11 protein-coding genes are annotated in these 11742 nt (G+C 59.7%); 5 read left to right on the plus strand and 6 right to left on the minus strand.

What is annotated here, in order from left to right; all coding sequences use genetic code 11:
- Nucleotides 1–109: 109 nt before the first annotated feature.
- A complete protein-coding gene (locus ACYZTM_RS08660) occupies nucleotides 110–991 on the plus strand; it encodes a LysR substrate-binding domain-containing protein (protein WP_461988162.1) in 882 nt (293 codons plus the stop codon).
- A 113-nt stretch (nucleotides 992–1104) separates the two neighbouring features.
- Here the strand turns inward: ACYZTM_RS08660 and ACYZTM_RS08665 are convergent, their stop codons facing one another.
- The 3 genes from ACYZTM_RS08665 to ACYZTM_RS08675 form a co-directional block, all read right to left on the minus strand.
- On the minus strand, nucleotides 1105–2487 hold the full coding sequence (locus tag ACYZTM_RS08665; protein ID WP_461986711.1) for an IS4 family transposase: 1383 nt from the start codon (nucleotides 2485–2487) through the stop codon (nucleotides 1105–1107).
- Nucleotides 2488–2583: 96 nt separating this feature from the next.
- Nucleotides 2584–3198 (minus strand): NAD(P)-dependent oxidoreductase, encoded by a 615-nt coding sequence (locus tag ACYZTM_RS08670; RefSeq protein WP_461988164.1) that lies wholly within the window; start codon nucleotides 3196–3198, stop codon nucleotides 2584–2586.
- Nucleotides 3199–3368: 170 nt separating this feature from the next.
- Nucleotides 3369–4256 (minus strand): MBL fold metallo-hydrolase, encoded by an 888-nt coding sequence (locus tag ACYZTM_RS08675; RefSeq protein WP_461988166.1) that lies wholly within the window; start codon nucleotides 4254–4256, stop codon nucleotides 3369–3371.
- A gap of 114 nt (nucleotides 4257–4370) precedes the next feature.
- Here ACYZTM_RS08675 and ACYZTM_RS08680 point away from each other — a divergent pair, with 114 nt between their 5' ends.
- Together ACYZTM_RS08680 and ACYZTM_RS08685 are read left to right on the plus strand one after the other, a co-directional pair.
- Nucleotides 4371–5276: a LysR family transcriptional regulator gene (locus ACYZTM_RS08680; protein WP_461988168.1), complete on the plus strand. Its 906-nt coding sequence runs from the start codon at nucleotides 4371–4373 to the stop codon at nucleotides 5274–5276.
- A gap of 257 nt (nucleotides 5277–5533) precedes the next feature.
- Nucleotides 5534–5710 (plus strand): hypothetical protein, encoded by a 177-nt coding sequence (locus tag ACYZTM_RS08685; protein WP_165557521.1) that lies wholly within the window; start codon nucleotides 5534–5536, stop codon nucleotides 5708–5710.
- Between the two features lie 9 nt (nucleotides 5711–5719).
- On the opposite strand, the gene ACYZTM_RS08690 is transcribed toward ACYZTM_RS08685, so the two are convergent.
- A complete protein-coding gene (locus ACYZTM_RS08690; protein WP_131063260.1) occupies nucleotides 5720–6616 on the minus strand; it encodes a helix-turn-helix domain-containing protein in 897 nt (298 codons plus the stop codon).
- Nucleotides 6617–6804: 188 nt separating this feature from the next.
- Between ACYZTM_RS08690 and pobA the strand changes: the two genes are divergently transcribed.
- Nucleotides 6805–7989 carry a 4-hydroxybenzoate 3-monooxygenase gene (gene pobA / locus ACYZTM_RS08695; protein WP_461989115.1) on the plus strand — a complete coding sequence of 395 codons (1185 nt, stop codon included), beginning with the start codon at nucleotides 6805–6807 and terminating at the stop codon, nucleotides 7987–7989.
- 80 nt (nucleotides 7990–8069) lie between these two features.
- Nucleotides 8070–9587, plus strand: coding sequence for an MDR family MFS transporter (locus ACYZTM_RS08700; RefSeq protein ID WP_461988171.1), 1518 nt, complete (start codon nucleotides 8070–8072; stop codon nucleotides 9585–9587).
- 123 nt (nucleotides 9588–9710) lie between these two features.
- Here ACYZTM_RS08700 and ACYZTM_RS08705 read toward each other — a convergent pair whose 3' ends face one another.
- Together ACYZTM_RS08705 and ACYZTM_RS08710 are read right to left on the minus strand one after the other, a co-directional pair.
- Nucleotides 9711–10559: a cache domain-containing protein gene (locus tag ACYZTM_RS08705; RefSeq protein WP_461989116.1), complete on the minus strand. Its 849-nt coding sequence runs from the start codon at nucleotides 10557–10559 to the stop codon at nucleotides 9711–9713.
- Between the two features lie 220 nt (nucleotides 10560–10779).
- A complete protein-coding gene (locus tag ACYZTM_RS08710) occupies nucleotides 10780–11652 on the minus strand; it encodes an ATPase (RefSeq protein ID WP_461988173.1) in 873 nt (290 codons plus the stop codon).
- Between the last annotated feature and the right edge of the window lie 90 nt (nucleotides 11653–11742).

Genomic DNA, 11742 nt, shown 5'->3' on the forward strand with positions numbered 1-11742 from the left:
GATGCGTGGGCAAGTCCAGGGATGGCCTCATTGGAACGGGCGACACGTAGCCGCAACAATGGATAAAAAATCATACTAGCCATGTCCTCACGTCATACCTTGGATCTCAATGAAACGATTGCCTCCCCTGCCGGCGCTGCACACTTTTCTGATCACCGCGCAGTGCTGCAACTTCACCCGGGCGGCCGAACAGCTGTACATCACCCAAGGTGCGGTGAGTCGGCAGATCGCCGGGCTGGAAGAACATCTGGGTTATGAACTGTTTATCCGCCTGGCCCGCGGCCTCGACCTGACGGCCGAAGGACGGGAGTGGCTGCCCCGGGTCCAGCAGATTTTCGGCTTGATCGACGAGGCGGTCGAGCAGATCGGCGAGAAGCGCAAAACCCTGCAACTCAAGGCCCCCACCTGCGTGATGCGCTGGTTGTTGCCGCGCCTGGTGCAGTGGCAAAGGGAGCGCCCGGATGTGCCGGTGGAATTGACCACCACGGTGAAACACGGCGTGGATTTTCATCGCGAGCAGTTTGATGCGGCGGTGATCTATGGCGTACCGCCGGAGACGTCGCTGGCGTCCCATCGGCTGTTCGATGAGCAACTGACGCCGGTCTGCTCCCGACCGTATCTCGAAGGGCCGGTGCCGTTGCAGGCGCCGGGGGATTTGGAAAAACACATGCTGTTGCATCCGACTCGCGACGAACGCGACTGGAAAGCCTGGCTGGCCAGCGCGGATATTCGCTTGAGCAATGTCGGCAAGGGTCAGCATTTCGAAACCCTGGACCTGGCGATGTCCATGGCGTCCCAGGGGACCGGTGTGGCGATCGGGGATTGGTCGTTGATTGGCGACGACCTGAGCGCCGGGCGGCTGGTCATGCCGTTTGAGTTGAAGGTGAAGACGGGGTTGGCGTATTACCTGGTGTTCCCGGAAAAACCCGGACCTTCGCCGAAGTTGCGCGAATTGATGGGGTGGTTGGTGGAGCAGGCTCAGAGTCGCTGAGCCCCGAAAGCCTGACACGCCGATCGTTCCCATGCTCCGCGTGGGAATGCCTCTAGGGACGCTCCGCGTCCAGTGACGCGGAGCGTCACGGGCTGCATTCCCACGCAGAGCGCTCATCGTTCTACACAACTCTCGATGAGCGCACGCTGGGCTTCTAATGCGATAACAAACTCACGTATTCGTTGCATCCCTATCCACATGGCTTTAGGACCGGGAGGTCCGTCATTTTTGCGCCCTAAGTAACCTCCCAGGCTTGTGACCAGTAAAACCATCTCGCCCAAAGAAGGAGGTGCAGAGGGCGGTTGACACCGTTTGACCACGATATAGGCCGCTTTCCACTCCGAAGCCTCAAACACCATCTCGCAGCTTAAATCCGGACAAGCACGTCCCAGCATCAGGCCGTAAAGCACGCGCCATGTCGTGATCAAGTACAAACCAATGCAGGGTAACAACCGTTCCTCGGTTTCCAGCTGCAATCGACTGACCTGACAGCCATTCTTCAGCACATTGAAAAACACTTCGATAGACCAGCGTACCCCGTACCATTCAACCACGGTGCTCGCCTGTTCCAGGCGGGTGACCGGTAGACTGGTCAACAGCATCCACTCCAGAGGCTCAACGCCGTCTATGGCGTTTTCTTCACGGGCCAAAACAGCATTGATCGAGACACTGGGCAATTTATAACCCGACCTGTCGGGGGCGCGCAGGGTCACGGTTGCTGCGCGCAATGTGACATCAGCCAGCCGGGCGGGGCGTTGGACGCGCGCTTTGACTTCAACCTTGAGTGTTCCCAAAGAGGGTGCCTGATCCAGTACCGACCACAACTTCCCGTTGTCAGGCCCTGACAAGCGCCTGTCTTGAGCCGCCCGCACGATCCATTGGGCCTGCGTGTCTGGAGCGAATTGCTGATAATCAATAAACCATTCGTACAGATCACCCTCAGCATCGGCGAGGTTGACCACCAAGGTCTGCGGTAGCTGCCCCTGAATCGCGCAACTGGTTTGATAACTGTCAATCCAGCGCTGACTCTCTTTCTCATCAATCCCTTTATCTCGGCGCTCATGGCGGGGGCTTGGTTTATCGCGGCTCCACCACTGAGCATCGACGACGCCCAGACAAATACGTTCGGGGGTAAAGGCAATAGTTGGGTGCAGACGTCGAGAAAACTTCTTCTGCGCCTTGATCGTGCCCATCCCTTTGGGACCGAGATTGACCCATTTGTCCATCTCGGTCGTGTCTTGCGCCAACAGCACCACGGGACTGCTTTGCATCCGTTGCAGGGTCGCGTCCTGATGGGGCCGCAACACCTTCTGGAACGTGACTTTCTCATTATCAAGAAATCGATAAGCCGCCGTCGTTTCTGCCAGCCCTCGACAAGCAGTTGGGATGCTGTTGCCGGGATGATCGGCTAGGCGTCCTAAAAAGCTGGCGAGCCTGGCATTTAAACGGCCATCACCCAAGTCGGCGGTTTTCATTTCGTCCTGTGCCCAATTCAATCATCGCTCTCCATTTCTCCGAGTTTCAAAAATACTTGAAAACAGAGTTATGTAGAACGATGAGCGCAGAGCGTGGGAACGATCAGTGAAAGGGGATCAGTATCCGACAGTGAACCGCTGCCGTGAATGCTTCGGCACTTCCACTTCATCAATCATCGCAATCGCGTAATCGGCGAACGTGATCCAGCTCCGCCCTGCACTGCTCACCAGCAAATCATCCTTCCCAACGCGAAACGAGCTCGTGCGCTCACCTTCGACAAACTCCGCCGACGGTGACAGAAAGGTCCAGTCCAAATCCTTTTCCTGACGCAGGTTCTCCAGAAACAAAGCCCCGGCGCTGGCCTCAGCCTTGTACGCCTCCGGGAAGCCCTTGCTGTCGATGACGCGAGTGCCGTCCGGCAGCAACAACGAACCCGCACCGCCCACCACCAGCAAACGTTTCACCCCGGCCTTTTTCACCGGCCCGACGACGGCGCTGGCAGGAAGGGTCGCGAAGTGCGCCGCACTGATCACCACGTCATGGCCTTCGACGGCGGATTGCAACGCTTCGGCATCCAGGGCATCAACATTCCTGGTGACCACACCCGCACGCGGGCCGATCTTCGACGTGTCCCGGGCGATGGCCGTGACGCTGTGACCACGACGCAGGGCTTCCTCCAGCAGTTGGCTGCCGGCACGGCCGGTGGCACCGATGATTGCGATTTTGCTCATGATGTTCTCCAGTTGGCTTGAGTGAATCTTTGCAAATTTGCGTGGCAAGAGGGCTTTGATCGTTCCCACGCTCCGCGTGGGAATGCCGCAACGGACGCTCCGCGTTCGGCTGTTGATGGGACGCGGAGCGTCCCGGGCTGCATTCCCACGCAGAGCGTTGGAACGATCACTCATTCACCCCACTTCATCTCGCCCTTGGCGACTTTGGCGCTCAGTTCCAGCGAGCTCACTTCGCCCACTGCCGGGAAGCGTTTTTTCATCGCGGCGATCAGCGCGGCGGAGTCCTTGGCCTTGGCGGTTTCTTCGTCGAAGGCCTTGATGTAATCGGCGGTGAACTGCACGGCGGCCAGCGAACGGGCGCTCTTACCCAGGTAATGACCCGGTACGATGGTTTTCGGTTTCAGGGTTTCGATGGCGTGCAGCGTACTCAACCAATCGGCGTGGGATTGCGCGGTCTGGGTGTCGGCCATCCACACGTGGATGTTTTCTGCGACCACCACGCCACCGACCACTGCCTTGATCGACGGGATCCACACAAAGGTCCGATCCGGCTGCTTGCCGTCCAGGCCCACCACCTGCAACTTCTGCCCTTCGAGCATCAGGCTGTCGCCCTTGAGCACGCCAGGCACGATGGTTTTGGCCGGCACGTCGGTGCCCATTTTCGGCCCCCAGAACGCCAGTTTGCCGTCGACGGTGTGCTTGATGTGATCAACGGTTGGCTGCGAGGCGAGCACTTTGGCGTTCGGAAACGCGGCGGTCAGGGTGTCGAGGCCGAAGTAGTAATCCGGGTCACCGTGGCTGATGTAGATGGTGGTCAGTTGCTTGCCGCTGGCGCGGATCTTTTCGACCACCTGCTCGGCCTGGGACTTGCCGAATTGCGCGTCCACCAGAATCGCTTCTTTTTCGCCGCTGACCAGGACCGAGGTCACCGGGAAGATCGCTTTGTCACCCGGGTTGTACACGTCCAGGGTCAGGGTCGATGCCGCAGCGGCGTGGGCCGCGAAGCCGAGGGTGGCGGTGGCCAGCAAAATGCGCTTGAGAGAGGTGAAGCTGATCATCTGTTGCTCCGTGGTCCGAATGCCGTGTTTGGCGATGGGACAGAGCTTAGTTGCCTGACTCAGTACAAAAAATGCGATGCTTGAACATAGTTTGTTTCTGAAAGCGGGCAAATCATGGATCGTCTACAAGCAATGCGGGTGTTCGTCTCAGTGGTCGACCTCGGCAGCCAATCGGCCGCCGCCGATCATCTGGACCTGTCACGGCCGGTGGTTTCGCGTTATCTGGCGGAGCTGGAAGATTGGGTCGGCGCACGTCTGATGCACCGCACCACGCGCAAATTGAGCCTGACCGCCGCCGGCAGTGAAATCCTGCCTCGCTGTCGGCAGATGCTCGACTTGTCCACCGACATGCAAGCGGCTGTGAGCGAGCCGGATGAGGCACCCCGCGGCCCGCTGCGCATCAGCGTCAGCACCTCGTTCGGCCAGGCACAACTGGCGGATGCCATGGCGGCTTACGTCAAACGCTATCCCGGTGTCAGCATCGACATGCAGATGCTCGACCGCACCGTGAACCTGGTGGATGAACGCATCGACCTGGCGATCCGCACCAGCAACGACCTGGACCCGAACCTGATCGCCCGGCGGCTGACGGTCTGCCGCTCGGTGATCTGCGCCTCCCCCGCTTACCTGCGCGAACACCCGACGCCGCAACGGGTCGAGGACCTGAGCCAGCACAACTGCCTGACCCACTCCTACTTCGGCAAAAGTCTCTGGCATTTCGAAGAGGACGGCGAGCCGGTGTCGGTGCCGGTACAGGGCAACATCAGCGCCAACGAGGCCAGTACGCTGCTGCGCGCAACCATCGCCGGTGCAGGTCTGGCGATGCTGCCCAGTTATCAGGCGGGTGTGCATATTCACAGTGGCGAGTTGATTCGCCTGCTGCCCCAGGCCGAGCCGAGGCAGATGAGCGTGTACGCGGTGTATGCCTCACGCAAACACATGCCGGCGGCGCTGCGCAGCATGCTGGATTTCCTGGTGCTCAGATTCCCCGAAGAGCCGGCGTGGGATATCGGCCTGTAACCGAGTTCCCATGTGGGATACCGCAGTCTTTGTGTTCGACACCAATCCCTTGTGGGAGTGAGCCTGCTCGCGATGACGGTCCGACATTCAACATCACTGTTGCCTGACACTCCGCTATCGCGAGCAGGCTCACTCCTACAGGGGATATCAGTGTTCTGAATGGCGGGTTACATACGCAAGACGTGTTACTGGCAACTCACCCGCGCTGACCTATGCTGAAAGGAATACCGAAGGGTATTCGTTCAGAGGTCAACGCCATGAACATCAAAACAAGAAGATACCTCGCCATTTTCCTCACCTGCGCCGCGACGCTGGCGCTGTATGGCACCGCCGCCTGGCGTGTCGAGCAGTTGCGACAACTGCCCCGCGATTACGCGAGCTGTAACTTCGAGCGCTGCATTCCCCACAACGCGACCCTCAACGCCCTTAGATGACGAAGGCGGTCAGGCCTCGTTGTCCTGATCGGCCTTCAAGCGGTCGCGAAAAGCCTTGGGCGAGATCCCCACCCGGCGTCGGAACAAGCGCGTGAAGTTGGTCGGATCGGAAAACCCCAACACGTCAGACATTTCGTAAATGGTCATGCTGGTGTAGGTCAACAAGCGCTTGGCCTCCAGCAACTGACGCTCGTGCATGATCTGCAACGCCGGTTGCCCCGCCAGCTCACGGCAGGTGCCATTGAGGTGGGACACGGAAATCCCCAGCCGATGCGCCAGATCCTCGACCTTGACGTGCTGACGGTACGTCTCTTCCACCAGCTGGATAAATCCGTTGAGGTATTCCCGGGCCCTTTGCGGACGCTGACTGGCGGCGCGGCGCGAAATCACCTGACGGCTGACCCACACCATGATCACGCTGACCAGCGAATGCATGAGCATCTCGCGCGCAGGCTGGTGGCCGGTGTATTCGTCCTGTAGCGCCGAAAACAGGCTGTTGAGGTAGTCGCTTTCCTTGCCCGCCGGGTAACTTTCGGCCTGGGACAGGGTGTTCACCGAGTTGCCCAGTTGCGCCTGAAGATGGGCAACCAGCGGCGCGGCGAGGGTCACGACGAACCCTTCGACGTCCTCGGAAAACCGGTAACCATGCACCGATAACGGCGGCAGGATCAGGATGGCCGGTTCAGTCAGTTGCGTCTGTTTGCCTTCGATTTCAAGCTCTGCCTGACCTTTGAATACGAAGAGCAACTGGCACAAATCAGCATGACGGTGGGGTTTGATTTCCCATTGGTGTTCGCGGCTGCGTTTGGAAATGGTTTCACAGTGCAGCAAGTCGGGGGTCGGCCAGTCCAGGCTTTCACCGTAGAGCTTGAACACTGGAATCGAAGGCAGGTCAGGCTTGTTCATCACTTCAATCCAGGCCTCAAAGGGTTACGGGCGATAATCGCACCGATTGGCAGAATGTACAGGTATCGGCTCAGTTTTCACCTTCAATTGACAGACCCGCAAGGGAAAAATGCAAGCACTCGATCCATAAAAATCATTCACCGGCCTTGGTCGCGTGAAGCTTGCGAGTCATAAAAACAATGAAAATGCTGAAAACCCAAATCGCCATCATTGGCGCCGGTCCCGCCGGTTTACTCCTCGGCCAGTTGCTGCATAACGCCGGAATCGACACCCTGATCCTCGAACGCCAGGCCCCCGACTATGTGCTCGGGCGAATCCGCGCCGGTGTCCTCGAACAAGGCATGGTAGAGCTGTTGCGGCAGGCCGGGGTGGGTCAGCGCATGGACGCCGAAGGGCTGGTCCATGCTGGTTTCGAACTGGCCCTCGACGGGCGCCGGGTGCACATCGATCTGCAGGCGCTGACCGGTGGCAAAACCGTGATGATCTATGGCCAGACCGAGGTTACCCGCGACCTGATGGCCGCTCGTCGGGAGGCTGGCGCGCAGACCATTTACCAGGCCGCCAACGTCGTACCGCACGGGATGAAAACCGCAGAACCGTTCGTGACGTTTGAGAAGGATGGCGAAACCTGGCGCCTCGATTGCGACTACATCGCCGGGTGCGACGGTTTCCATGGGGTGGCGCGGCAGTCGGTTCCCACGGAGTGCCTGAAGGTCTTCGAGCGGGTCTACCCGTTTGGCTGGCTCGGCATTCTCGCCGATACGCCGCCAGTCCACGAGGAGTTGGTCTACGCCCGCCACGAGCGCGGTTTTGCCCTGTGCAGCATGCGCTCGGCGACCCGCACGCGTTACTACCTCCAGGTGCCGGCGGACGAGAAGGTCGAGGATTGGTCAGATCAGCGCTTCTGGGATGAACTCAAATCGCGTCTGCCTTCTGCGCTGGCCAACGCCTTGGTGACCGGGCCGTCGATCGAAAAAAGCATCGCGCCGCTGCGCAGTTTTGTGGTCGAACCGATGCAGTACGGGCGGATGTTCCTGGTCGGCGACGCCGCGCACATCGTCCCGCCTACCGGCGCCAAAGGCCTGAACCTGGCGGCCAGCGACGTCAGCACCTTGTTCACTATTTTGCTGAAGGTTTACAGAGAGGGGCGTCTGGATCTGCTGGAAAAGTACTCCGAAATCTGCCTGCGCCGGGTCTGGAAAGCCGAACGGTTTTCCTGGTGGATGACCTCGATGCTGCACCGTTTCGACGATCACGATGCCTTCAGTCAGCGCATCAGCGAGTCGGAACTGGACTACTTCGTCCACTCCGAAGCGGGTCGAAAAACGATTGCAGAAAATTACGTCGGCCTTCCTTGCGAGGCTATCGAATAGCCTGCTACCGACTTACACTGGCGAGCATCCCCGCTCGCTTTGCCCCTTGCGGGTCAATCACCGCCCGCAGGTTTTTACCCGTGACCAATCTCAACCGGCCTGAAACGCCTAAACCGGCCATTCGCAGCGTGTTGATCGCGCTGATGCTGGCGATCTTTCTTGGCGCACTGGACCAGACCATCGTCGCCGTCTCAATGCCGGCCATCTCCGCGCAATTCAAGGACGTCAGCCTGCTAGCCTGGGTGATTTCCGGCTACATGGTGGCGATGACCGTGGCGGTGCCGATCTACGGCAAACTCGGCGATCTGTACGGGCGACGCAAGTTGATGCTGTTCGGCATGGGGCTGTTCACCCTCGCTTCATTGTTCTGCGGCATGGCCCAGAGCATGGAGCAACTGGTGCTGGCGCGGATCATTCAAGGCATCGGCGCGGGCGGGATGATTTCGGTCAGCCAGGCGATCATCGGCGATATCGTTCCGCCCAGGGAGCGCGGTCGCTATCAGGGTTATTTCAGCAGCATGTACGCCGTGGCCAGTGTCGCCGGCCCGGTGCTCGGCGGCTACATGACCGAATACCTGTCATGGCGCTGGGTGTTTCTGATCAACCTGCCGCTGGGCCTGGGCGCCTGGCTGGTGGCCAATCGCACGCTGGTGGGTTTGCCCGTGCCACAACGCAAACCGATCATCGACTATCTCGGCACGTTGCTGATGATCATCGGTTTGACGGCCTTGCTGCTGGGCATCACCCAAGTCGGTCAGGGCCACTCGTGGCGCAGCGCCGAAGTGCTGGGCCTGCTCGGGTGTGCGGTGTTGGTGCTGGCGCTGTTTGTCTGGCATGAACGCCGGGCGCGGGAGCCGTTGCTGCCGATGCACCTGTTCGCCAACCGCAACGCGATCCTGTGCTGGTGCACGATTTTCTTCACCAGTTTCCAGGCCATCTCGCTGATCGTGCTGATACCGCTGCGCTTTCAGAGCGTCACCGGCGCCGGGGCCGACAGCGCCGCGCTGCACCTGTTGCCGCTGGCCATGGGCTTGCCGATCGGGGCTTATTTTGCCGGACGCCGGACATCGGTGACCGGGCGCTACAAACCGATGATCCTGGCCGGCGCCCTCCTCATGCCGATCTCGATTCTCGGCATGGCGTTCAGTCCGCCCCAGGCTTTCGTACTCAGCAGCCTGTTTATGTTGCTCAGTGGGATCGCCGGCGGCATGCAATTCCCGACGTCCCTGGTCGGGACGCAGAACTCCGTGGAACAACGGGATATCGGCGTCGCCACCAGCACCACCAATCTGTTCCGCTCGCTGGGCGGCGCGGTGGGTGTGTCGTTGATGTCGGCGCTGCTACTGGCGTTGCTGCAAGATTCGAGCTTCGCCCACCTGGCCGGTTCGTCGCTGATTGCCGAGGGCAGTTCGGGGAATGTGTTGCTGGATGGTTTGAACGCTGCGCCGGGGGATGCGCAGAACGCCTTGCGCGCCGAGTTGCTGCTGACCTTCCAGCATTTGTTGATGGTCAGTGCGGCGGTGTCGCTGCTGGGGTTGGCGGCGGCGGTTGCGATGCCGAATATGATGTTGCGGGGGCGTGAGGATAAGGTTCGATAGATAGACCGAGTTGCGGCCTTCGCGGGCAAGCCTCGCTCCTACAGGGATTGCGCTTTACCTGTAGGAGCGAGCGATGCGGCGATCCGACTTGCCCGCGAAGGCGTCCTCACAGACACCAATGAATCAAGGGCTGTAATACCCGACAGCCACCAGAAAATGCCCGACCTTTTTCAGGTAGGCATGCTTGTCTTCAACCTTGCCGGTCACCGGGTTTTTCCAGCGGTATTCGTATTCGCCGTCATCCTGTTTGGCAATCAATGCCAGGATCGGCTCGCCCACCGGTTTTCCTTCCGGGTCCTTGATCTTGCCGAAGTCGGTATTGATCAGCCGCAGATTGGTGCCGTGGGCCACGTAACGCTGGGTGTTCAGGTCAACGACGAACACGTACAGGTCATCCTGCAAGTACCCGCCCTTGAGGGAATTGATCGCGGTCAGCGTGCCCTTCTCGTCCTTGGCCAGTTCGGTTGCTGCTTTGTTCAGCAAGGCCATCGCCTGCTCCGCCGACGCCCGTGGCAGGTAGTAACCCACGGCCAGAATCCGCTGGCCAACGCGCTGATAGAACACATGTTTGCGCTCGACCTTGCCGTCGGACCAGTTCTGCCAGCGGTATTCAGCCTGTTGAATGCCATTGCCCTCCGGCACGTTCAAGGCGTCCTTGAAGGCCTTCTGCAAATCCGGGCCGAGGGTTTCGGACACATCCCGCCCGATCAACGCCGAAGACGGCCCGCCGCTGGCGAGCATCACGCCCTTGGTATCGACCACGAAGACGTAACGATCCTTGTCAACAAACTCGCCCTGGCGGCTGAAGGCTGCGAAGGCCTTGTCGCCGTTGTCGTGGTAATACGCCAGGGCTTTTTCCAGCAAGGCTTTGGCGGCCTGGCTGTCGTCCTTTTCCACTGTGGCGGCTTGAACCTGCCCCAGACACAGCAAAAGCATCCCGCCCAGCACGGCTAATTTGTGCAGAACCCCCATCATGCATCCCTCGTTCTTGTCGGTGTTTCAAGAGCGTAGACGGCAATGGGATATGTACGAACATTCAGGAATGCGCAAAGGCTGCGTCCGGCTGCGAAGCAGTCGTAAATCCTGAGAACGAGATTTACCTGAAAAACATATCGCCTGATCTCGCGACGGCTTCGCCGCCGAACGCAGCCTCGCTGGCGCTCGACAGCTGCTACATCGGACTGTTTAAGGCTTACTGCCGGGCGCGCAGTTGTTGCTGCAGATTCTGAATCTGCGCCTGAAGCGTGTTGATGTTGCGGGTGGTCTGCCCGCGGAAGGCGTCGAACTCCGCCGTATTGGTGGTGCCTTGCGCAGGAGTTGGGCGGTTGTCCTGCTCGCTTTTGAGCACGATCATGTCCTGTTCCAGACGCTCGATGGCGGCGCTTGGGTTGCCTTGTTTCTTCAGTGCAACGATGTCGGCGCCGAGGCTTTTGAGCTGGGCGTCGAATTTACTGCTGTCGTCCGGGGCGCTTTTCAGCGCGGCCAACTCGGTGCTCAAGGCGTTGACCTGCGCCTGCAATTGCGTATTGGCGGTCTGGTGTTCGGTGCTCTGGGCGGTCATCTGCGCCAGGCGCTTGTCCAGATCGGTGGTTTGCGCGGTCATCTGTGCCAGACGCTTGTCCAGATCGCTGGTCTGACCGACAACGCCTTGCTGCTGCTTGCCTTGATCCAGCAGTTGGGTTTCCAGCTGCTTGATTTGCAGCTTCAAGGCTTCGCTGTCGCTGGTGACGTTGGTCTGGCTGGCGACAACCTTGCCGGAAATATCCTGCAACCGCCCCGCCGCATCCTCACTGATGCGCGCGAAACTTTCCTGGGTGGCCACCAGTTGCTGTTCCATCAGCGAAATCTGCTGAAAGCTCCACCAGGCAAGCCCGGCGAACGCAAAGAACAAAGCGCCTACCAAGGCCCACAGAGGACCGGTGCTGGCACTTTTGACTTTGACGACCGGCGCCGTCCGCGAGTGCACGGAGGTGCGAGCAGTGGTCGGAAAATCATCGTCATCGGGGACGTCTGCGCGCAGGCTCGGTAAATCGAAGTCGTCGTTGGCATCGTTACGCATGGACATTGAGTCAACCTTTGTAGAACGCGGTGATGGCTGTATGCGGCGAGTATAAACCCCACTGCCGCACCGATTGACCCTCAACGCCAAACTCGG

The sequence above is a fragment of the Pseudomonas sp. MDT2-39-1 genome, from assembly GCF_054898085.1.